Source organism: Acidimicrobiia bacterium (assembly GCA_041394025.1).
GTDB lineage: Bacteria > Actinomycetota > Acidimicrobiia > IMCC26256 > JAOSJL01 > JAOSJL01.
The window spans coordinates 425,492-447,267 of record JAWKJA010000002.1 but is presented as its reverse complement, the minus strand read 5'-3'; the positions used below and the strand labels follow the sequence as shown (position 1 = coordinate 447,267).

At 69.4% G+C, this 21,776-nt stretch carries 19 protein-coding genes and 1 tRNA gene; 7 read left to right on the top strand and 13 right to left on the bottom strand.

The genetic code is table 11. The features are described 5' to 3' along the window. Positions 1-29: 29 nt before the first annotated feature. Positions 30-830, top strand: coding sequence for an SDR family oxidoreductase (locus R3A49_01955; protein ID MEZ5169495.1), 801 nt, complete (start codon positions 30-32; stop codon positions 828-830). A 2-nt stretch (positions 831-832) separates the two neighbouring features. Here R3A49_01955 and R3A49_01950 read toward each other — a convergent pair whose 3' ends face one another. Continuing rightward, complete coding sequence (locus R3A49_01950; protein ID MEZ5169494.1) at positions 833-1,840, bottom strand: YeeE/YedE thiosulfate transporter family protein; 1,008 nt, start codon at positions 1,838-1,840, stop codon at positions 833-835. Positions 1,841-1,853: 13 nt separating this feature from the next. Here R3A49_01950 and R3A49_01945 point away from each other — a divergent pair, with 13 nt between their 5' ends. Next, entirely contained in the window at positions 1,854-3,893 is a 2,040-nt protein-coding gene (locus R3A49_01945; protein ID MEZ5169493.1) for a thioredoxin domain-containing protein, read from the top strand. A 6-nt stretch (positions 3,894-3,899) separates the two neighbouring features. Here the strand turns inward: R3A49_01945 and R3A49_01940 are convergent, their stop codons facing one another. The 3 genes from R3A49_01940 to R3A49_01930 form a co-directional block, all read right to left on the bottom strand. Further along, positions 3,900-4,541: a hypothetical protein gene (locus R3A49_01940; GenBank protein MEZ5169492.1), complete on the bottom strand. Its 642-nt coding sequence runs from the start codon at positions 4,539-4,541 to the stop codon at positions 3,900-3,902. Between the two features lie 219 nt (positions 4,542-4,760). Next, positions 4,761-7,418: a B-box zinc finger protein gene (locus tag R3A49_01935; GenBank protein ID MEZ5169491.1), complete on the bottom strand. Its 2,658-nt coding sequence runs from the start codon at positions 7,416-7,418 to the stop codon at positions 4,761-4,763. A 198-nt stretch (positions 7,419-7,616) separates the two neighbouring features. Further along, entirely contained in the window at positions 7,617-7,811 is a 195-nt protein-coding gene (locus R3A49_01930) for a hypothetical protein (protein ID MEZ5169490.1), read from the bottom strand. Positions 7,812-7,908: 97 nt separating this feature from the next. Here R3A49_01930 and R3A49_01925 point away from each other — a divergent pair, with 97 nt between their 5' ends. Continuing rightward, positions 7,909-8,220, top strand: coding sequence for a hypothetical protein (locus R3A49_01925; GenBank protein ID MEZ5169489.1), 312 nt, complete (start codon positions 7,909-7,911; stop codon positions 8,218-8,220). 29 nt (positions 8,221-8,249) lie between these two features. Here R3A49_01925 and R3A49_01920 read toward each other — a convergent pair whose 3' ends face one another. From R3A49_01920 to R3A49_01905, 4 genes are all read right to left on the bottom strand, one after another. Then, the gene (locus tag R3A49_01920) at positions 8,250-8,498 is read right to left on the bottom strand and encodes a hypothetical protein (GenBank protein ID MEZ5169488.1); all 249 of its coding nucleotides are present in this window, start codon (positions 8,496-8,498) and stop codon (positions 8,250-8,252) included. A 215-nt stretch (positions 8,499-8,713) separates the two neighbouring features. Next, a complete protein-coding gene (locus tag R3A49_01915) occupies positions 8,714-10,363 on the bottom strand; it encodes a hypothetical protein (protein MEZ5169487.1) in 1,650 nt (549 codons plus the stop codon). Positions 10,364-10,384: 21 nt separating this feature from the next. Next, complete coding sequence (locus R3A49_01910; protein MEZ5169486.1) at positions 10,385-11,080, bottom strand: hypothetical protein; 696 nt, start codon at positions 11,078-11,080, stop codon at positions 10,385-10,387. A gap of 125 nt (positions 11,081-11,205) precedes the next feature. Continuing rightward, positions 11,206-12,888 (bottom strand): NAD(P)/FAD-dependent oxidoreductase, encoded by a 1,683-nt coding sequence (locus tag R3A49_01905; GenBank protein ID MEZ5169485.1) that lies wholly within the window; start codon positions 12,886-12,888, stop codon positions 11,206-11,208. 97 nt (positions 12,889-12,985) lie between these two features. Between R3A49_01905 and R3A49_01900 the strand changes: the two genes are divergently transcribed. Beyond that, positions 12,986-14,068 carry a hypothetical protein gene (locus tag R3A49_01900; GenBank protein MEZ5169484.1) on the top strand — a complete coding sequence of 361 codons (1,083 nt, stop codon included), beginning with the start codon at positions 12,986-12,988 and terminating at the stop codon, positions 14,066-14,068. Next, on the top strand, positions 14,065-14,709 hold the full coding sequence (locus tag R3A49_01895; protein ID MEZ5169483.1) for a YdcF family protein: 645 nt from the start codon (positions 14,065-14,067) through the stop codon (positions 14,707-14,709). The genes R3A49_01900 and R3A49_01895 overlap by 4 nt, the downstream gene beginning before the upstream one ends. Before the next feature lie 13 nt (positions 14,710-14,722). Here the strand turns inward: R3A49_01895 and R3A49_01890 are convergent, their stop codons facing one another. Both R3A49_01890 and R3A49_01885 read right to left on the bottom strand, forming a co-directional pair. Then, the gene (locus R3A49_01890) at positions 14,723-15,478 is read right to left on the bottom strand and encodes a phytanoyl-CoA dioxygenase family protein (protein MEZ5169482.1); all 756 of its coding nucleotides are present in this window, start codon (positions 15,476-15,478) and stop codon (positions 14,723-14,725) included. A gap of 71 nt (positions 15,479-15,549) precedes the next feature. After that, a tRNA-Val gene (locus R3A49_01885) sits at positions 15,550-15,621 on the bottom strand. Positions 15,622-15,732: 111 nt separating this feature from the next. Between R3A49_01885 and R3A49_01880 the strand changes: the two genes are divergently transcribed. Beyond that, positions 15,733-16,584: a phospholipid scramblase-related protein gene (locus R3A49_01880; GenBank protein ID MEZ5169481.1), complete on the top strand. Its 852-nt coding sequence runs from the start codon at positions 15,733-15,735 to the stop codon at positions 16,582-16,584. A 4-nt stretch (positions 16,585-16,588) separates the two neighbouring features. Here the strand turns inward: R3A49_01880 and R3A49_01875 are convergent, their stop codons facing one another. Together R3A49_01875 and R3A49_01870 are read right to left on the bottom strand one after the other, a co-directional pair. Beyond that, on the bottom strand, positions 16,589-17,104 hold the full coding sequence (locus R3A49_01875) for a hypothetical protein (protein ID MEZ5169480.1): 516 nt from the start codon (positions 17,102-17,104) through the stop codon (positions 16,589-16,591). Between the two features lie 146 nt (positions 17,105-17,250). Next, positions 17,251-18,639 carry an amidase gene (locus tag R3A49_01870; protein ID MEZ5169479.1) on the bottom strand — a complete coding sequence of 463 codons (1,389 nt, stop codon included), beginning with the start codon at positions 18,637-18,639 and terminating at the stop codon, positions 17,251-17,253. Between the two features lie 144 nt (positions 18,640-18,783). Between R3A49_01870 and R3A49_01865 the strand changes: the two genes are divergently transcribed. Next, positions 18,784-18,984: a hypothetical protein gene (locus R3A49_01865; protein ID MEZ5169478.1), complete on the top strand. Its 201-nt coding sequence runs from the start codon at positions 18,784-18,786 to the stop codon at positions 18,982-18,984. Between the two features lie 20 nt (positions 18,985-19,004). On the opposite strand, the gene aceE is transcribed toward R3A49_01865, so the two are convergent. Continuing rightward, positions 19,005-21,692 carry a pyruvate dehydrogenase (acetyl-transferring), homodimeric type gene (gene aceE / locus R3A49_01860; GenBank protein MEZ5169477.1) on the bottom strand — a complete coding sequence of 896 codons (2,688 nt, stop codon included), beginning with the start codon at positions 21,690-21,692 and terminating at the stop codon, positions 19,005-19,007. Positions 21,693-21,776 lie beyond the last annotated feature (84 nt).

The window sequence follows — 21,776 nt, the reverse complement described above, 5'->3', positions numbered from 1 at the left end:
TACTCTCCGGGAGCAAACGGGGAGACGGCGTGGATCTGGGCCTGGGTGGACGTGCGATTGCGGTGGCCGGCGGCACACGCGGCGTCGGGCGTGAGACAGCCGGCCTCCTGGCCGCGGAGGGATGCCGCGTCGCCGTCCTCGCACGGAGCGAGGTGGTGCTGCGCGAGACCGAGGAGGAGCTCGCCGCCGCGGGTGCCGCCGACGCCATCGGGCTTCCGTGCGACATGCTCGACACGGGAGAGGTGGAGGCGGCCTTCACGTTCCTCGACGAGCGCTGGGGGGAGCTGCACGCCCTCGTGAACGCCATCGGTCCTCCCGGTACCGGTGACCTCACCGAGCTCACCGACGACGACTGGATGGAGCAGTTCGACTCGGGCGTTCTCACGATGGTGCGTGCTGTGCGCGCGGCGCTCCCCCTGCTGCGCAAGGCGTCGTTCGGTCGCGTCGTCAACCTGGCCGCGGCCTCGATCCGCCACCAGAGCCCGGCGCTCATCAGCTACTCGGCGGCACAGGCCGCCATGGCCAGCGCGGGGAAGAACCTGGCGCGAAGCCTCGCCGGCGAGGGCATCCTCGTGAACACGGTGTGCCCCGGGCTCCTGATGACACCCGCTGTCGCCGACCACGTGGAGCAGTCCGACCCGGACCTTCTCCCCGAGGGCCCCCTCGAGGCCGCCTATGAGGTCCTCGAACGCGACTTCGGAGCCGGCAACGACCTGGGCCGGATCGGGCTCCCCGAGGAGGTCGCCCCCGTGGTCGTGTTCCTCTGCTCCGAGCGCGCCAGCTTCGTGGTCGGGGCGTCCCTACCGGTCGACGGCGGAACCGACTTCTGAGTTCACCCGAGCCGGTCTCCGAGCTCGTGCAACTCCTCCTCGGTCACGGCCAGGAGACGCCGCCCGAGAACGATCCCGACGACGATGGCGCCCACCACGAGCCACGACGACAGGCCGAGCTGGGCGACGCCCGAGAGCCCGTGCCCGAGATTGCAGCCGCCGGCGATCTGCCCTCCGAGGCCGAGGAGAAAGCCCCCCACGACGAGACGCGCGAGACGCCCGGCATGGACACGCGTGAGCGCCCACACCGATGTCGTGAGAGCCGCGACGGCGGCGCCCGGGATGAGAGCGAGCACGAAGGCACCCTCCCACCTGTCGGGACGCCCCCGCAGGAGGCTCGACACGGCACCCTCCGTGTTGGGCCCGAAGTCGTGACCGCCCAGCCCCGCCAGGACCCACGACCCCACGAGGGCCACGCCGAGGACGACACCGCCCACGACCCACCCCAGCTGGTCGCGCACGCGAGTGGACTCCTCGCGCACCGGTACGCGCGCCAGCACCACGACCGTGACCGCGGCGAACGGGACGGCCACGGTCCAGCGGGGAACGTCGAGCACGCCCGGCAGGGTGGCCCCCTCGCCCGCGGCGATGACCCCCGCACCCGGGAGGTCGATCCATCCGCCGACGGCGTCGCCGACCACGAACCCGATGAGCCCCGTGAGGCACGTCACCGTTCCGGCACCCAGGTTGTAGAACAAACCCGAGGCCGATGTGACCGCGAGCACCATCCCGAACCCGAGGACGATCCCACCGATCGTGTTCGCCACCGGCCGGAAGGCGAGACCCTCGTTCAATTCCGGCCACCAGTCACCGGCGTAGATGACCGTGAGCCCGACAGCCCCGATCGCAACGGCCAGGATCCACGTGCGGAAGACACGTGGGACGTGGTCCGGCCATCCGACGAAGCTCCCGTGAAGCGCCAGCTTCGTCCGCTGCAACGCGTAGCCCATGGCGAGGCCGGCCAGCACTCCGGTGACAACGAGGCGCACGCCGACATTGTGGTGCGCCACGACATCCCGGTCGGTGACTGCGTCGCTTACCCTGCGCAGCGTGAACCGCCTCGCCGCCGAGACGAGCCCCTACCTCCGTCAACACGCCGACAACCCCGTCGACTGGTTCCCATGGGGAGATGACGCCTTTGCGGCGGCACGCGAGCGCGACCGCCCCGTGCTGCTGTCGGTCGGGTACTCCGCCTGCCACTGGTGCCACGTCATGGCCCACGAGTCGTTCGAGGACGACGTCACAGCCGAGGAGATGAACCGGCTGTTCGTGAACGTCAAGGTCGACCGTGAGGAACGCCCCGACGTCGACGCGCTCTACATGCAGGCGGTGCAGGCCCTGACCGGCCACGGCGGGTGGCCCATGACGGTCTTCCTCACGCCCGACGGCCGGCCGTTCTTCGGGGGCACCTACTTCCCACCCGACGACCGACCCGGGATGCCGTCGTTCCGACGCCTCCTCGCCGCCATCGACGAGGCGTGGAGGGAGCGTCGTGATGATCTCGACGGCCAGGCCGAGCAACTCACCGACGCACTGGCTGCCGCCGCCACTCCCGACCCTGCTCAGGACCTCCCCGGTGCCGAGGTGCTCTCTGCGGCCCGGGCCGGGCTCGGCAACGTCTACGAGCCCATCCACGGGGGGTTCGGTGGGGCACCCAAGTTCCCGCCCTCGATGGTGCTCCGCTTCCTCCTGCGCGACCACGCCCGCACCGGGGATCCCACCTCTCTCGACATGGCACGAACCACTCTCGACGCCATGGCGGCCGGTGGCATCCGTGACCACGTCGGTGGCGGGTTCCACCGCTACTCGGTCGACGCCCGGTGGCTCGTCCCCCACTTCGAGAAGATGCTCTACGACCAGGCGCTCCTCCTGCGCGCCTACACCCAGGGGTACGTCGCGACGCGAGAATCGCGCTGGGCGACCGTCGTCGAGGAGATCGTCGACTACCTGATGCGCGACCTTCGCGACGACGCCGGCGGCTTCTACTCCGCCGAGGACGCCGACTCCGAAGGTGTCGAGGGCCTCTTCTACATCTGGGACGACGCCGAGCTCCGTTCCCTGCTCGGAGCCGATGCCGACGACGTCGTCTCGTACTTCGGTGTGACCGCCGGCGGTAACTTCGAGGGCGCCAACATCCTGAACGTCGTGGACCGCACTGCCCCACGCTCCGAAGCCGTCACGAGGGCGCTCCCCCTCCTGCGGGAGGCACGTGCCCGGCGGACCCGACCCGGCCTCGACGACAAGGTGCTCCTGGCCTGGAACGCACTCCTCGCACGCGCCCTCGCCGAGGCCGCGGCGGTCTTCGAGCGTGCCGACTGGATGGTGACGGCTCGCGACCTGGTCCGCTTCCTCGGCACGGAACTCCGTGGAGAGGACGGTCGGCTCCTCCGTTCCTGGCAGGCCGGCGTTCCACGCCACAACGCCGTCGCGGAGGACTACGCAGCCCTGCTCGGGGCACAGCTCACGCTGGCCGAGCTCGACGACATCGCGTGGCTCACCGACGCGACGCGCACCGCCGGGGACCTCATCGAGCTGTTCCACGACCCCGACGGCGGCGGGTTCTTCACGAGCGGGTCGGACGCACACGACCTCCTCGTTCGCGGCAAGGACCTGTTCGACAACGCCACACCGTCGGCCAACTCCCTCGCTGCCGACGGGCTCCTGCGCCTGGGCGCCCTCACCGGCGACCCCCGCTGGCGCGAGCCCGCCGTGGGCGCGGTGTGCCTCGTCGCCGATCACCTCGCGGCGACACCCGCCGGCTTCGGCGAGATGCTGGAGGCCCAGGAGCGCATCGTCCTCCCGTCGCGCGAGATCGTCCTGACAGGTGACAGGGACAACCCGGACTTCGAACGGCTGCGCCGTGTCGTACTCGACCGGATCCTCCCCGGGTCGATCACGGCCCTCGGTGCTGCGGGGCCAAGCGCAGGCAGCCCGCTCTACGAGGGGCGGGCGACGGGCGGGACGCCGACGGCCTACGTCTGTGAGGGGTACGTGTGCCGGGAGCCGGTCACGAGCGTCGAGGAACTCGAGCGGGTGCTCGACACCCTCCAGGCATCGCGCTAGCGCCGACTACTTGCGGCCAGGGCTCAGCCCGTCTTCGAGCGCCTCGGCCGATGCCCATCCGAAGACGATCATCGCCTCACCCGCGGCGGGATCGGGTGACCCGAGCATCTCGGCCGCCTTCGAGGTGGACGACACCTTCATCGTGCGCGTGTCGAACACCCGCGCCGGCTGTTTGCCGGGCTTCAGGCGGAACGCCTTGTCGTCGTACCTGGCCTTCGAACCGAAGCGTTTGGCGAGCCGACGGCCCCACGCGCGTTCCTCACCCGTCGGCGAGTAGCCGGGCCGCGGACAGATATCGCTCAAGCCACCGAGCAGGGTGTAGCCGGCCGGATGGGCGATCTGGCCGGCCACGAGGACGTCCTCGTCGGGGAAGGAGATGGCGGCGCGCCGGTAGAGCTCGCCGACCAGGGCCTTCAGTGACGGCCCGGCGTTCTTCCCCTTCCGAGCCGCCCCCGCACCCCACAGGACGCACGGTGTGCCGCCGATCCTCTCGAGGGACCCGAACAGGAACCCGTGGAGCTCCTCGTCGACCGACGTGAGGCAGATGAGGGGGAACGACTCGATCTGCTGGTCGAGTGCCTCGTCGTCGAGCGTGGAACCGACGTGCGTGAGGATCTGGCCGAGCACGTCGAGCTCGGCCGGCTTCACATTGACGGAGTCTCGGGATTCCAGGTCCATCGGGGATCTATTGTGCCCGATGGAGGCACCCCGACAAAAGTCGGACGCCCCGGCCCTCACAGCTCCCTGGCGTCCGAAGGGTCCCAGCAGGCCTTGGCACGGGTGACCCCGGCGTCATCGGCGAACTCGAAGTCTCCACGACCTCGAACCCCATCGCACCGTCACACACCCGGGCGCGAAGCGAGCACCCTACCGGCGCCGACGACCGCGGCGGCGCCGGCTGAACCGCACTCCTCCGGTCAGGAGCGCACACTCGACGCACAGGCTGCGCGGCTTCGAGCCCGAGCCGATCTGCACGAGGCAGTCGTCGCAGTACGGAACGTGGCACTTGGAACAGCGGGTCGACGAGCGCCGGTGGTGGTGGTTGACGCAGACAGCGACGACCGCTTCGGGGTCGGGTGCGCCCGGTGGCGCCGACCGAACCTCGGCAGGCTCCACGACCTGAGGCTCAGTGACCCCGACCTCCGGCTCCGGCTCGGCGACCACCACCTCGGGCTCGGCGATCTCCACCACCGCTTCGGGCTCCGGAACCTCGGGCTCCGGCTCCGGCTCAAACTCGGGCTCGGGCTCGGGCTCCACGACCTCGGGCTCGGCGATCTCCACCACCGCTTCGGGCTCCGGAACCTCGGGCTCCGGCTCCGGCTCAAACTCGGGCTCGGGCTCGGGCTCCACGACCTCGGGCTCGGCGATCTCCACCACCGCTTCGGGCTCCGGAACCTCGGGCTCCGGCTCGGGCTCGGGCTCCACGACCTCCGGCTCGGCGATCTCCACCACCGCTTCGGGCTCCGGAACCTCGGGCTCCGGCTCCGGCTCGGGCTCGGGCTCCACGACCTCCGGCTCGGCGATCTCCACCACCGCTTCGGGCTCGGCCGGTGCGGCGGGCGCCCGGCCGGTCCACATGCCGAGGTCGGGCAGCGGTTCGGGGTCGAGGTCGGGAACGTCGTCGTCGCTGTCGACCTCCTCCACGAGGAAGGAGTCGATCCCGCCACCGGCGCCGTGCGTGCCGTCAGCGCTCCCGGAGCCGGGGTCGTGCTCGTCCTGCTCGTCGGCGTCGTCCGCGACGGGGGTCTCCGGACAGGCCTCGGCCACGGCCTCGGCCCACCGCCACACGCGACCCCGGTCACCGTGACGGGCCGTGAGCCAGTCGTCGGCGAAATCGGCGACATCGGCATGGCCGACGACGACGACCTGACGGGTCTCCGTCTCGTCCATCAGGAAGCCGAACGCGGCCGGGAGGCACGCAGCGGGCAGGTCGTCCAGGGCCCCGTCGAGCACGACCGGCGCGTCGGCGTCGGAGCCCGGCACCAGGGCCTCCCGCATCACCGCAACGGTGTCGGCCGGGTCCATGTCCACGATGTCGGCAATGATCGGCTCGGGGCGACGGTCGAGCGCCGCCAGCTCGGCATCGAGCTCCTGCACGGGGACCGCCGAGGCAGCAGCGTTCTCTTCGAGGACGGCGATCTCCGCATCGAGGGCAGCGAGCTTCCTCTCGAGAAGACCCCGCTCGTTCTCGACAACGGGTTCGCCCATCGGGTCGTCCGCCACCGTGCGGTCGGGAGCTGTCTCGTCGTCGCCGCGATTCTCGTCGAGCCATGCCCGGGCACGATCCGGAACGTGCTCGGAGTCGCCAACGTCCACCCCGACGTTTGCAAGCGCCGCTGCGAGCTCCGCGCGCGCCGCGATGAGCTCCGGGTTGAGGACCACGCGGTTCCTCAACGCCTCGAGTGGATCACCCGACACCTCCTCTCCCAGGAGGGCGCTGATGTCGGTGCACAGGGCGTCGAGATCGCGCTGGAGGCCGGACCACCTCTCGTCGTCTGCAAGCTGGACTGCGTCGCCCGCCACGACACGTTCCTCGGCGACCTGTGTGGCCGACGCCTCTGCCTGGTCGAGGGTCGACGACTCGGTGCTGAAGGCCACCGACATCAGGTATTCCGTGTAGTCACCGAAACCGACCGACGCGAGCATCTCGCTTTCCGCGTCGCGCGCCTGCGCGAGCGCACGCCTGGCTCCCCGACCCGAGAGGGAGCTACCGGCGTGCTTCTCCGCACGCTCCACGGCACGGTGGAGCTCGAGCAGCTTCTCGGCCACCTCGGGACCGACCTGGCCGAGGTGGGTCCGCTCTTCCTTGGGTCTCGCGCCCGTGACGGCCGCAGCAGCCTGCTCGACGGTCATGCCGTTCGGCTCGGCGTTGCTGAGGAAGGCGATGCTGGTCGTGAGGTCGAGCCAACGGTCGATGAGCTCGACGGATCCGTCCTCGGGAACAACGGGCTCACTCATCTCGATCTGCTCGACCTCGGCGAGTGCCTCGCTCACGGCATCTCGTGCCTCTGAGGAGGGCGCGCCGCCTGGACCGTCGGGTGGCTCCTCGGCAACCGTTCCGTGGCCGGGCGCATCCGGGGCCCGGCCCTCGAGCATGGCCAACTCCTCACGAAGGCTCGTGCGCTCCGCCTCGCGCGCGGTGAGGCGCTCGAGTGCCTCCTGGTGGGTTGCGTCGGCTTCGACGCGGCTCACCGCCAACTCGATTCGCCGCATGTCGGCGTCGTTCTCGGCACGGCGGCGGTGCAGCGCCTCGTGCGCAGCTCGGAGGTGAGATGTGTCGACACGGAGCACGCTGCGTGCTGCGTCCTGTGCGGCCGCCTCGACCGGTCGTGAGGTGTCGAGGCCCTCGACCACCGCCTCGACATCGTCGCCGGCCTCGTCGAGGGAGGCCAGCATCTCGCCGATGCTCCCGAAACCAGCGAAACCGTCGTCGGGGCACGGGAAGTCGGCCACCACCGTCAAGTGCGGGTCGAAACGTACGACGCCGGGCGGTTCTGTTGACCACCGAATGTCGACGAATCGCATCTCCACTCCCACGCTCGCGCGCACGCACCGAAAACCGGCGTCCGCTGTGTGACCACTCTGTGCGTCACACATGCCGCCGAATATCACGTTCCGTACAAAAGGATACCTGGAACATCTCTCGGACGGCCAGTGCCCGGACTTAGCGGAACCCACACCCAACGCTCCGCGTCCCGGGAAGGCGGGCGGGTGGCCACGAACTCAGCGGAACAGGAGCAAGGCCAGGATCAGGATGAGCGCCCCGAGCGCCGCCCACAGACGCCGTACCATCGCCTCGAGGTGGCGAATCCGGCCACAGGTCGGGCAGTACCGGTGGCGGCCGACGCGGGCGAAGGCGTCGTCACCGCCGAAGGTCTCGGTCCCGCAGCGCGCACACGGCAGCTTCACGGAGGTCACGGGATCATCGTGCGGGCGCCGGCACATCTCCGTCAAGCGCTCGTCCCGAAGCCCTAGTCTCGGGGCCACGCTCGACCGACGATCGGAGTGACACTCCGTGGGACTGCTGAGGCGCCGGGCCAAGCGCCCCACCCGCGCGCAACAGGACGCCGCTGCCGCCGCGCTCAGGTCCTGGGCGGAGTCCACGCGGACAAGACTCGTGTCCCGGATCTCCTCACTCGATGGCCCCGACCGGGCCAAGGCCGTCGGGGGCGCCGACGCGCTCGAGGTCTTCGCACACGAGGAGCCGCCGGCACGGGCCACGTTCGGCCCTACATCGGTCGACGAGATCTGGCGTGACGACTACCGCGCGGGCTACCTGGAGGCCTTCGAGATGGCTGAAACAAGGAGAGCTGAGCTCTCACGGTGATCTGACGGGATGCCCGCGCGATCCGGGTGCTACCAGGCGTCGGAGGCCGGATCGGCGACGAAGCAGGGAAGGACGGCGACCCGTGACGCCACCGGGGCGTCGGGGGCGACGCGAGGTCCTCGTCGCGCGGAACTCGCGGGCGCGGGCGCACGGAGCCTGTCGAGCGCCGCCGTGTCGAAGCTCTGGTGGAGGGTCTCCCGATCTCCGTCGGGTGGCGCGCAGGCCCCACCGATGAATCTCATGGGTTCTGGCGTGTCGGTGATCGTTGTGCGAGTCATGTCGTCCTCCGACGAACGTGCGGCGGTGCCGTAGCAGCTGCGGCCGGCATGTCGTCTTCCGAGTCTCCCCCAACGATGACGAACGCTTCGCCTCCGGTCCAGCGCTTTTACCCGAATTTACGGAGACGAAACCTGCCGTTGGCACGAAGCGTTCCGGCGTCTGGATGCTCCGACCGTCGGCGACCCGTGTGGGTTACACGCGGGGTGATCGGCTCTCAACAGGTCGCCGGGACACCGGGTCTCGTGACGCTGTCGGCAAGGGCGCCGTCGAGGTAGACGTCGAGGCGCAACTCCGTCGGCGCGCACTGGCGGGGTGCTGCGAGGGAGTTCTCGAGTGTCCCTTCCCCCGTCAGTTCCCCGAACACGGCGAACTCGAACGGCTGAACCCACGCTCCCGCCTCGATCGGACGCTCGAAGAGGTACGCCGAGACGCGCGTGTCCGGAGGAAGGCCCTTGTAGCCGACCGCCACGTGCAGCTCACCGTCGTCCCACTCCAGGGTCGGCACCTCGACTGTCGCTCCGTCGGGCGCTGTCCCGGTCACAGATCCGAACGAGAGCCGTGCCTCCGCGAGCGCGATCCGCCGTATCGCGTCATCGACCGTGTCCGCCAGCTCCGGAACGGCGTACCGGGCCTGTTCGAGCTGGTTCGTGAAGTCGGCGATCAGGATCCGGTTCGCCTCCGATGCCTCGGTGGGGTCGAGAACATCGACCCCCGCCTCGTACGAATTCCGCGCTGCACCGTCGTTCCCCCGAGCGAGCTCGGCCGCGGCCTCGAGGAAGTAGACCTGTGCCGCTTGCGGGTTGATGGCGAGTGCCTGTTCGGAGGCAGCCACGGCGTCGTCGTAGCCGCCGTCGTAGAAGCTCGTGAGCGCCTCCAGGTAGAACGCCAGAAAATCGCGTCCGTCGCTCAGATCGACGGCTCGCCCTGCATCGTCCACCGACTGCTCGAACACGTCGCTGTCGACGTCGGTGACCGCGCCGGTCGTGAGATAGTCGGGGTTGGCCGCGAGGAACCCCGCTGCTGATCGTCCGCTGAACGCCGACGCATATCCGGAGTCGCGCGCAACAGCGGCGTCGAACTCGCCGAGTGCGCTGTCGTAGGTGCCCGCTGCGACGGCTGTGTTTCCGGCCGCCGTTGCCTCGATGGCGGCGTCGGGGGTATCGGGGATCTCGCGCTGCCAGATCCACGTCGTCCAACCGAGGCAGTAGATCGTCAGCAGGATGCCCGGTAGCAGGATCGGTGGCCGGACCCTCCGGCTCAGAACGAGCGTGAAGCCGACGAGGAACAGGGCCACGCCCAGGGTCGTGATCACCGTCCCGTACTGCGAGGCACGGTTGTTCCACGTGACCCGCGTCTCGGCCTGCGCCGCCTGTTTCAGGGTGAGGCGCTGGGCGTCCAGCGTGAGACGGTCGAGCTCCGGCTGCACGGCGAGGTTCTCGACCTCGGCTTGGGCGAGATCCGCGGCGCGCTCATCGGCTGAGAACAGTGAGGATGAAGCGAGAGCGGCCTGGCTCGCGTCGAGGTCCGTGTTCACCCCGACGGCCGCGGCACGCGTGACGTTGGCGGCCATGGCCTCGACACCCGTGCGGGTCGTTTCGCGTGCGTACCACGACTCGTTCGTGGACGCACGTGTCTCGACAGCGCCGACGAGCGCCGTGGCGACCGCGATCAGAGCGAGCAGGACCCCGATCCGGCGCCGGTAGCGCGCGTCGGCGGCCTCGGAGGCCTCAACGGCGTCGGCCCGTGCGACGGCCCTCTCGGCGCGCGCGGTTGCCCGGTCGGCGCGCGCCGTGGCCTCTGCGTGGGTCTCGTCGGACCCTCGCTCCGGCGGCTCTTGGGTGGGGGGACGCTCGTCGTCAGCCACGGGCCGGGCTCTCCCGACGCATCAGGACCACGCCTCAGCCGTCCCGGTGACGGCGGCTGTGAGAAACATGATGAGCCCGAGCCCCGCGGCGCCGATCCGCAGGCGGCGGCTGACGGTGAGCTCGGCTGTCGTGAAGAGGGCCACGGCACCCAGAAGGACGACGACCCACAGACTGAACGTCCGGACCCGTGACCGGATGTCGTTCGCCTCGTCGGCCCATTCGTCGGGGTCGAGAACACCCGGGGAGAGAAGCGCGGTCGCCTGTTCGGACGAGAGCTCCTCGATCCGGTCGGTGAGGTCGAACGGCTGGGGCTCCACCCCCGGCTCCTCGAGGTTGGCGCCGAGGACATTGAGGCCGAACACCCCGGCACGCGCTGCACGAAGTGACGCGGTGGCTCTCGTGGACTCGGCCGCCTCGGCCAGCTCATCGGCCTCAGCGTCATCTCCACCGGCGCGAGCGGCACCGGCCTGCGCGTCGAGCTCCGTGGCGACGGCGTAGTCGGAGAGATAGGTGTTGTACTCGTCGGCCTGTCGGACCGCCTCGACCGCCACGTTCACGTTCTGCTGCTCGACCTTGATGGTCTCGCCGACGGCCTGACGGTCGTCGAACGCTGCAGTGGAGCCGATCTGCGCGGCCCGCCAGGTGAAGAGCCCGGCGCACACCGTCGTCAGGCCGATCAGGAGTGCGATGAGGCGCTTCTGGTTCTCCTCCGACACGGCGCAGATACTAGGGGGCACCGGGCTCGGGGCCGGGACGGTCGCGGGGCTGGTTCAGGACACCTGGACCAACGGTGCCGCGACGCCCCTGGGGTCCGGGGGCGCCCGCCCGCCGCCACGTGGCGTCACATCGCGGCGCGCGCCACACGGCCCTCCTCGCGTCGACGCCGGAGTGCCCGGCCCCGACTCACCGCCACAGGGTCCCAGTCGGGCGCATGCTCCGGAAGATCCCCGGACTCCACGAGAACCGTTCCGCTCGAGATCTCGCGCATGAGGTCCCGATCCGCCACAGTCCCCGCGCACAGCACCCCGCCGACCATTGTCCCGGCAATACCGTGGCCGGCGGTCGTGCTGGCACCGACGAGGTAGAGCCCCTCGATCTCCGTGCGGTACCCGGGTCGGAGCGGGCCGGTCTGGTCGGGCGAGAAGCGCAGCCCGTAGGACGTTCCGTCCGTGGAGAGCGTGTAGCGCTCCTGCGTGAGCGGGGTGGCTGTCTCGAGATGGACGATGTGGTCCCGGAAGGGCCCGAGGACCCGCTCGGCCTGTTCGATCAGCTCGTCGGTCATCGTCTCCTTGCGCTCCCGGTACGTGGCGTCGCGCCGGTACTGGCCGCCGTCGGCGGGGCCGGCGTCCACCCCCCACGCGCCGGGCCCACGGGGGCCGAGCGTCATGATCTGGAAGTTCGAGTATCCGGGTGGGCAGAGCGCACCGTGGTCGGGATCCTTGACCGACGCCAGCGACACGTAGGAGAACGGGACCCGTCCCGGCTCGCCGGCCTCGAGTCGCTCGTACTCGCCACCCACGTCGTAGGTCGGGAACACGAAGTAGTTCGTGTTCGGCACCCGTTCGGTGAGATCGATGTCGACGATGACGTACGCCACGACGAGCGGCAGCGACATCACCGCCGACTCCGCCCGTTCGATCGTCTCGGCACTGAGGACAGACCCGTCGATGAGCGAGAGCATCGTGCGCTTGTAGTCGGCGTTCGAGACCACGACGGGAGCCTCCAGGGTCTCGCCCGACTCCAACCGGACACCGGTCACGGTGCCGTCGTCGATGACGATCTCGTCGACCTTCGCGAGCGTCCGCACCTCCCCGCCGAACGATTCGATGACCTCCACGAGACAGGCCGGGATGACCTGGCCCCCACCCTCCGGGTAGCAGGCGCCGCGCATGTAGTGGTCGGCGATGATGGCGTGCATGACCGCCGTGGAGTCGCGGGGTCCCGATCCGTAGAGACCGCTCCAGTGGTCGAGAACGGCGATCGCCTCCTGCGAGAGGCCACAGTGGTCGAACAGGTCCGCCACCGGCCGCAGCCCCCATTCGAGGAGCAGCGGTGCGTCGGTGTTGCTCCCACTCATGAGAGCATTCGCCTCACCGGGTAGGGCTCGCAGGATGGCGAAGTAGCGGTCGATTCCCTCCTCTTCGTCGGGGAACCGGGCGGTGACCCTGTCGCGGTAGGCATCCCAGCCCACAGGGATCCGGACCGTGAAGTCGGGGAAGACGAGCGTGTCGAAGCCGTCCGGATCGAGAGGGCGGAAGGTGACGCGGTTGGTCAGACCGAGACCGCGCAGCACGGTCGGGATGGAACCGTTCGGGCCGCTGTCGCCGATGTAGTGGAGCCCGACGTCGAACTCGTAGTCGTGGCCCTCGTGGTGCCGACGGAACACCTGGCAGTTACCGCCTGCGAGATCGTGCTGCTCGAGCACGATGACCCGCCGGCCCGACGCCGCCAGATACGACGCGCAGGTGAGACCTCCGGGCCCCGAGCCCACCACGATCACGTCCCACGTGCCCGTCTCAGTCATGGCGCGACGGAGGCTAACGCCCGGCCACCCTGCAAGCCACGACGACGCGCCACGGTCACTCGTGGGGAGAGCGGTCGTTTCGCTAGCTTCTTGCCCCGTGTCAGGTCGAGTCACCGTCTCCGAAGTCGAAGCGTCCGACGACGGCGCGTGGGCCACGGTCGCGTTCGGGTCCGAGGAGCACCGGGTCGGCGTCTGGGATCTGCCGGCACCTCCGCCCGTTCCGGCCGACGTCTTCGTCCTGCCCGCCGCGCTCATCGGCAGCTACCGGCACGAGGCGGTCCACATCGACGGTGCTGTCAGCCGGCCGTTACTCGACACGCTGCCTGCCGCGCTGGGGCGCTACGCACGGTGGTTCCCACAGCTTGCGGTGACCGACCTCACCGTCGAGTCGACGACGCCGAACCCCCCGTCCCGGTCCGGCCGCTCCGCCACGATGTTCTCGGGCGGGCTCGACTCCTTCCACACCGCCGTCACCCATTCGGAGCTCGACGCACTCGTCTTCGTGCGGGGCCTCGACATCGGACTCGATGACACCCCGGTCATGGACCTGGCTGTCGAGCACATCCGCGCCGCAGCGTCGGCGCTCGGCAGACCCCTGATCGAGATCTCCACCGACATGAAGCGCCTGATGTACGCCGTCAACCAGGAGTGGGGCTGGTTCTACTACGGACCACTCGCCGGGGCGGCGTTCGCACTCGGCGGTGAGCTCGGTCTCGTGCTGCAGAGCGCGTCCGTTCCCGATGTGCTCCTGACCGGGGAGTTCGCACCGCTGCTCGAGACGGCAGACCTGAGCACCGGCTACACCGACTGCGTGCGGACCGGCCAGGAGGTGACGCGCCCTGACAAGGCCCGCGAGGTCTGTGACAACGATGCCGTCCGGCGTCACCTGCGTGTCTGCTGGCAGAACCTCGGCGATCAGCTCAACTGCGGCGTGTGCGAGAAGTGCATCCGCACGGCGGTCGGTTTCGAGCTCGCCGGCTGTCTGTGCAGGATCGAGACGCTCCCCGACACCGTCGACCTGGCGGCTGTCGCGACGCTCCCGGTCGCGACGCGCAGCGACCGCTGGTTCGTCGAGGAGAACCTGCTCGTGGCACAAAGGGAGAACAGGGCCGGCATCGAGTCGGCCCTCCGTGCCGCCCTCGCACAGGGCTGCTCCGACGGGACACTGGAGCTGCCATGAGTGCGACCGGGCTCGAGGACCTCGACGACGTACGGACCCAGGATCCGATGCGGGCCTTCGACGTGCTCTGGGACTTCCTCGTCCCTGCGGCGGAGCCCCGCCCGAACGACCTGATCTTCTGCTTCGGCAGCCGCGACCCCGCCGTGCCCCGCCGCGCCGCCGAGCTACACGCGCAGGGGACAGCCGCCCCGATCGTGGTGTCCGGGGGCGTGGCCCACGAGAACGGCGTCACCGAGGCGGCGGGGTTCGCGTGTGCGCTCACCGACCTCGGCGTGCCCGCCGACCGGATCGTCACGGAAAGCGCCTCCCTCCACACCGGCGAGAACGTGACGCTCGGCCTGAGCGCAGCCCGCGACGCAGGCTTCACGTTCTCGCGCGTGGCCCTGGTGACATGGCCCGTTGCCACACGCCGCTCCCTGGCGACGTTCCGCCATCTCGAGCCGGACCTCGAGGCGTGGAGTGCCCCGACGACGAGGCGACCCGACGTCCGACACCGTGGATCCGCGAAGACCGCCCGGTCCTGCGTCGAGGAGCTGGAGAAGATTCGCCATCACGCCGAACGTGGGTGGATCGTCCCCCAAACCATCCCCTCAGCCGTGGACCGGGCCGCAGACGTTCTTCGGCTCCACCACGACCTCTGAGCGCCCTGTCGCGTCAGTCGACGACCCCCCGGTGCGGGGTCACGATGCGGCACCCGGCAACGTCGAAGCGTCGTGGAGTGGCGTCGTAGCCGAACAACCGACGGCGCTCGGGCGACATCGCTTCGGAGATCTCGCCGGGGATCGTGCGGGGAAAGTCCCAGTGCGGCCGGGCCCATGCCCGCGCGTAGAAGGCGTGGATCGCCCGCCGGGAACGACCGTCCCTGTTGGCGCTCCCCGCGTGCCAGAGTCTGCCGTCGTACGCGATGACAGAGCCGGCGGGTGCGGTCACCGGGACGGCCCGCTCCTCCAGCCTCTCGGCGTCGTTCGGATCGTGAATGATTCGGTGACTACCGGGAACGATGCGAGTCGCGCCGTTCCCCTCGTCGAAGTCGTCGAGAGCGCAGACGGCGTGGAGGTACACGGCGGGCCCCGCCACACTCTCCTCCTGGTCGATGTGGAGCCGCTGCGCCCGACCACCGGGGGTCATGGCAAGTCCGTTGCACGAGGCCACGACGGCCTCCGAGCCGAGGGCGGACCGTGCGAGATCGAGAAGAACATCCTGAGCGCAGAACTCGACGAAGAAGGGGTCCTTGGCCGGCAGCGCGTACGCGACGCGGTACCGGTCGTTGGACCATCCCCGTTCCTCGGCGACGGGTGCCTCGGCGGCGAAGATCCCGTCGAGTCCCTCACGTGCGCGAGCAACCGCGTCGGGGGGAATCACGCCGGAGAGCACGCAGTAGCCATCGTGCTCGAGATCGGGAACAGCCACGGGTCGACGGTATCCCAGCCCTCGCCGCCCGCGACGCGACGGGCAACGAGCGGCGTGGGTCCAGAGGTGAGTGGGCGATACTGGTTTCGAACCAGTGACCTCTGCCGTGTGAAGGCAGCGCTCTCCCGCTGAGCTAATCGCCCGGAGCCCGCAGGATACCCGCGTGCGTTCGCCGCTCCTCCATGGTCCGCGGGCGCCGGGTCGAGGGCAGCTCGGGCGTGACAATGGCCGGCATCTCGCGCGAGGCTCGAGCCATGACTGACACGAGCGAGACCCCCGACAACGGAACACCCGACTCCACCCCGACCGAGCCCGGGTGGTACCCCGACCCCTACCGGCGGGCGCAGCAGCGCTACTTCGACGGCTCCGAGTGGACCGCCAAGATCTCCACCAAGGGCAAGGAGTCGGTCGATCCGTTCGGAACCGACGAGAAGGCCACGTCGGGGATGAAGGACATGATCGTGGAGGGGGCCAACGCCGCCAAGTTCACGGGCACCGCCGTCGAGTGGGAGGGAACCGGGACGCTGCTCGACGAGCCGGTTCTCCTCGTGGAGCAGTCGGCCGGTCTTCTCGAGACCGGCTCCGACTACGAGATCAAGAGCAACGACGGCAAGGTCCTCGGCACGGTGAAACAGACCGGCCAGAGCCAGGCCAAGCAGCTCGTGCGGGCGTTCACGAAGTTCGACAAGTACATGACCCACAAGTTCGAGCTCGTCGACGCCGACGGGAACGTCGTGCTGCGTCTCACCCGTCCGTCGAAGATCCGCAAGTCGAAGGTGATCCTCGAGGACGGCGACGGCAACGAGATCGGGGCGATCAAGCAGGAGAACACGATGGGCAAGGTCCGTTTCGCCCTCGAGGCCGACGGCAAGAAGGTCGGCCAGCTCAAGGGCAAGAACCGCCGCGACCGCCAGTTCACGATCTTCGACGCCGACGACAACGAGATCGGCAAGGTTACCAAGAGCTTCGAGGGCCTCAAGAAGGCCTTCATGCAGGGCGGCGACAGCTACGTCGTGGCCATGAACAAGCGCCTCGAGGACCCGCTACGGCTCCTCGTGATCGGTACCGGGGTCTGCATCGACACCGCCCTGCACATCGAAGACTGAGTCGCTACGGCGTCCACCAGCCCGTGCTGTTGTTGGGCGGAGCGAACGCCTCCATCTGAGCGATCTTGTCGACCCAGCTCTGGGTGCACGCATTGCCACCCCAGTAGCCGTTGAAGGCCGTGTTCCCCCCGTGGAGCTGCGCGAAGCAGTCGGCGAACTTCTCCGCGTTGTTGATGGGGCCCTGCGCCCACGTCGACCCCACCTCGACCAGCCTCTGTGCGTAGACATGGCCCATCTCGTGCATGTAGACGGTCCCCCGATGCGCGTTCGAGGTCGGGAGTCCGAGCGTGTAGCAGACCGTGAACGGCCCCTTCCACACCCCGTGCTCGTCGGCCGTTCCCCAGTGATTCACTCCGGCATGATCCGGGCAGGCTTTCGTCGTGCCGTTTGCGCGTGGCGCCACGTTGGCGTTGAGTCCGATGGCGTAGCCGCCTGCGGTCGCTTCGAGAAACTTGTTACGGTCCTCGGTGCCCGGGTTGCCTGGTGGGACACATCCGACCACCACGGTCACGATTGCCACGGACACAATCAATAGCCACCGAACGCGTCTCACGGACTCAACCTCCCACTCTGCGTGAGTAGGTGTCTACCGTATGAATCGTTCGTTGTCTACTGTTGCGGCTGTTTTTTTCTCAAACAAGGCGGGCCGTGGACATAGTGGTCGGATCAGCACTGGAGTGCTCCGAGAACCTCCTCGGCGGCGGCCGCGGCGGCCATCAGGTCGAGATCACCCAGGCGGGGTCCCGCCAGCTGGAGCGCCACCGGGAGCCGGTCGCCGTCGTCGTCCACGAGACCCACCGGCACGACCGCCGCCGGCGAGCGTGTGAGGTTGAACGGCATCGTCATGGTGGCGGCCCAGCCCGGGCCGTAGGGCGACTCCTCCCCTACCCGTGGGGGAACGGTGAGCGTGGCGGGGCACGCCAGCACGTCGAAGCGGTCGAAGACCGCCGCGAGGGCGAGCAGCACTCCGTGGCTCTTGGCCTCTCCGTCGAAGAGCATGTCCATGTCGACGAACTCGGCCATCCCGGCGAGGAGTAGCGACGCCTCGTCGAAACGCTCGCTCCACGCCATCTCCCGCTGGTTGAAGCGGTGCCGCGTCCCGGGCGCCGACCGCGCGCCCCACGCCGTGAGCGGGTCCTCGTCCAGGACCGCGCCGATGTCCTCGACCTCGGCGCCCGCTCCGGCAAGCTTCCCGATCCCCGTCTCACAGAGCGTGGCGACCCGGGAATCCACGTCGGCCACTCCGAGCGTGGGTGACCACGCGATCCGCACGCCCCGGAGTGACCGGCGCGCGACGGCGTCGCCGAAGGAGCCGGGAATCTCCACGGAGAGGATGTCGCGGTTCGACACACCCTTGACGACGTCGAGAGCCACGGCGATGTCGGCGAAACTGCGCGCCATGGGGCCCCGGGTCGAGAAGTGGCCCCATGCCGGCGCACCCTCGTCGCCACCGGGGACGACGCCGTGAGTCGGCTTGAAGCCGGGGAGGCCGCACACCGCCGACGGGATGCGGATCGAGCCGCCTCCGTCGGATCCCGTCGCCAACGGCACCAGGCCCGCTGCCACGGCAGCGCCCGAGCCTCCGCTCGAACCGCCCGAGGTCCGCGACGTCGCCCAGGGGTTCCGGGTCGGACCGAAGACGCGGTTGTCCGTCTCCGCGCGGACGCCGTGCGGCGGTGTGTTGGTCTTGCCGACCACGACCGCGCCGGCCGACTTCAGGCGCGCCACCTCCAGGGAATCGTTCGCAGCGGGAGGGTCGTTGGCGTAGGCCGGATCGCCGTGGGTCGTGACGAAGCCCTTCGCATCCTCGAGATCCTTGACGCCGATCGGCACCCCGGCGAGCACTCCCGGATCCTCGCCGGCGGCGACGCGGGCATCGACCGCTGCCGCCTGCGTGCGCGCTGCATCCTCGTCGATGGCGACGAAGGCATTGAGCTCCGCGTTCCCGGCCCCGATCCTGGTGAGAGCCTCCTCCAGGACCGCCACCGCCGATCGGTCGCCCCTGCGGACGGATGTCGCCGTGTCGATCACACTGTCGGTCTCGTGGGTCTTCATCAGGCCTCCCCCGGGGCGGACCCGTGACCGTAGCGGGCACAGCGGCAATCCGTCCCTCATCGGGTCGCCGGACGTGCGAGACTGGTGGCGTGTTCGGAGTCGGCGCCCCCGGGGCGCCTCGTGTGTTCGAGGCAGGTGACGGTCGTGGCCAGGAAGGGACGAGCGCGACGCTTCCGCGAGGCGCGGGAGCTGAAAGAGGGCTTTGACGACGATCTCTTCCGGGAGGGCAGCAAGTCCCTGGCCGATGTCGTCGAGGGCGACGACGAGCCCGACGAGGAGGACGACTGGGAGGACGAGGAGGAGGAGAAGATCCCCTGGGATCCCGACCTCCACCCCGAGACCTGAGAAGCGCTCCCGGCGCTACCTCACAGAGTCAACGGGTCGGGCGCGTCGGCGTCGATGCCGAACCGGTCGATCGCCTCGACCACGACCTCGGCCTTCACGTCGCCCTGCTGAGCGAGCTGGTAGAGCACCGCGACCACGATGTGGGCGGCGTCGATCTCGAAGTACCGACGCAGCGCCTCGCGGGTGTCGGACAGGCCGTAGCCGTCGGTGCCGAGCGGGAGGAACGGCTGCGGTACGAACCGTGCGATCTGGTCGGGCACCGACTTCATGAAGTCGGTCACGCCCACCACGGGCCCACCGGCGTCGCCGAGCGTCTCGACGAGGAACGAGGTCCCCGGTGCCTCCGTGGGATGCAGCCGGTTCCAGCGCTCCACCTCGAGGGCGTCGTCGCGCAGCGACTTCCAACTCGTGGCCGACCACACGTCGGCGGCGACGTCGTAGTCGTCGGCGAGGATCTCCTGCGCGTCGAGCGACGCCAGCATGGCCGTGCCGCTCGTGAGGATCTGTGCGGGCTTCGACCCGCCCGACGCGGCCCGGTACCGGTAGAGGCCACGCAGGATGCCCTCGCGTACGCCGTCGGGCATGGCCGGCATCACGTAGTTCTCGTTGTAGAGGGTGATGTAGTAGAAGTCGTCGACGGGATCGTCACCGAACATGCTCTCCATGCCGTGACTCACGATCGTGGCGAGTTCGTACGCGAACGCCGGGTCGTAGGCACGGCAGTTGGGCACCGTGGAGGCGAGGACCTGGCTGTGGCCGTCGCAGTGCTGGAGCCCCTCTCCGGTGAGGGTCGTGCGCCCGGCCGTGGCGGCGAGCACGAAGCCCCGGCCGCGCTGGTCGCCGAAGCTCCACAGGAGGTCGCCGACGCGCTGGAACCCGAACATCGAGTAGAAGATGAAGAACGGGATCATGGGCTGACCCCACGTCGCGTAGCTCGTGGCGGCGGCCGTGAACGACCCCATGGCGCCCGCCTCGGTGATGCCCTCCATCAGCATCTTGCCGTCGGGCGCCTCGCGGTAGCTGAGGAGGAGGCCGGCGTCGACGGGGTCGTAGTGCTGGCCGAACGGCGCGTAGATCTTCACGTCGGCGAACAGCGCGTCGAGCCCGAACGTGCGTGCCTCGTCGGGGACGATCGTGACGACACGCCCGCCGATGTCGGGGTCCTTGTAGAGGGCCTTGACGAGACGGGCGAACGCCGTCGTGGTCGACGCCTGCACCTTGTCGCCGGTTCCCGACTCCAACTGCTCGAACGTGGCGTCGCCGGGGAGGGTGATGCTGCGGCGGCGCACCACGCGCTGGGGCAGATAGCCGTCGAGCGCGCGCCGGCGCTCCTGCATGTACTCGTACTCGGGTGAGTCCTTCCCTGGGTGGTAGTAAGGCGGCAGCGAGTCACCCTCGAGTTGGTCGTCGGGGATGTCGAGGAACAGTCGGTCGCGGAAGGTCTTCAGCTCCTCCTCGGTCATCTTCTTGATCTGATGGGTGGCGTTGCGGGCCTCGAAGTCGGTTCCGAGCGTCCAGCCCTTGACCGTCTTGGCAAGGATCACCGTGGGAGCACCCCGGTGCTCGGTGGCCACCTTGTAGGCCGAGTAGAGCTTGCGGTAGTCGTGCCCGCCACGCGTGAGCTTCGTGAGGTCGTCGTCGCTCAGGTGCTCGACCATCGCACGCAGGCGCGGGTCGGGCCCGAAGAAGTGCTCCCGGATGTATGCACCCGATTCGACCACGTACTTCTGGAATTCCCCGTCGAGGGTCTCGTTCATCCTGTTGACGAGGACGCCGTCGACGTCGCGGGCCAGCAGCTCGTCCCAGTCCCTCCCCCACACCACCTTCAGGACGTTCCAGCCGTAGCCGCGGAACACCGACTCGAATTCCTGGATGACCTTGCCGTTGCCGCGCACCGGCCCGTCGAGACGCTGGAGGTTGGCGTTCACGACGAAGATCAGGTTGTCGAGCCCTTCACGGGCGGCGAGCCCGAGCGCCGCGGTCGATTCCGGCTCGTCGAGCTCGCCGTCGCCCACGAACGCCCAGACGCGAGCGTTGCTCGTGTCGACGAGCTCGTGTTGAAGCAGGTACCGGTTGAAGCGCGCCTGGTAGACGGCGTTGAGTGGGCTGAGCCCCATCGAGACCGTGGGGAACTCCCAGAAGTCGGGCATGCGACGCGGGTGCGGGTAGCTCGGCAGGCCGGCGCCGCCGACCTCACGGCGGAAGTGGTCGAGCTGCTCCTCGGTGAGGCGCCCCTCGAGGTAGGCGCGTGCGTAGATGCCGGGGGCGGCGTGACCCTGCACGAAGATCTGGTCGCCGAATCCGCCGTCGTCCTTGCCGCGGAAGAAGTGGTTGAAGCCCACCTCGTAGAGCGACGCGGCCGACGCGTAGGTGGAGAGGTGCCCGCCGAGGCCGTCGAAGCGCCTGTTGGCACGGGCGACCATCACGGCCGCGTTCCAGCGGATGAACGCGCGGATCCTCCTCTCCACGTACTCATCGCCGGGGAACCAGGGCTCGGATTCCGGGGGGATCGTGTTGATGTAGTCCGTCGACACCATCGGGGACGTCTGCACACCGGACTGGTGCGCCCGCTCGAGGAGACGCTCGAGGAGATAGCGGGCACGCGCCCGACCTTTGATGTCGACGAGCGCATCGAGCGACTGGAGCCACTCGGCGGTCTCGTCGGGGTCCGTGTCGGGGAGTTGATGGACTGGTCCGTGGCTGATCACGCCGTCTCCTCGTGGCTACTGATGTGTCGGCCCCTTCTTCAGGCTACGACCCACGCGGACGCCGGGACGTCACATGCCGGGAGA

Coding starts and splice junctions, on each gene's coding strand:
- R3A49_01935 (MEZ5169491.1), bottom strand. CDS start 7,418: ATGCGATTCGTCGACATTCGGTGGTCAACAGAACCGCCCGGCGTCGTA.
- R3A49_01920 (MEZ5169488.1), bottom strand. CDS start 8,498: ATGACTCGCACAACGATCACCGACACGCCAGAACCCATGAGATTCATC.
- R3A49_01905 (MEZ5169485.1), bottom strand. CDS start 12,888: ATGACTGAGACGGGCACGTGGGACGTGATCGTGGTGGGCTCGGGGCCC.
- R3A49_01895 (MEZ5169483.1), top strand. CDS start 14,065: ATGAGTGCGACCGGGCTCGAGGACCTCGACGACGTACGGACCCAGGAT.
- R3A49_01880 (MEZ5169481.1), top strand. CDS start 15,733: ATGACTGACACGAGCGAGACCCCCGACAACGGAACACCCGACTCCACC.
- R3A49_01870 (MEZ5169479.1), bottom strand. CDS start 18,639: ATGAAGACCCACGAGACCGACAGTGTGATCGACACGGCGACATCCGTC.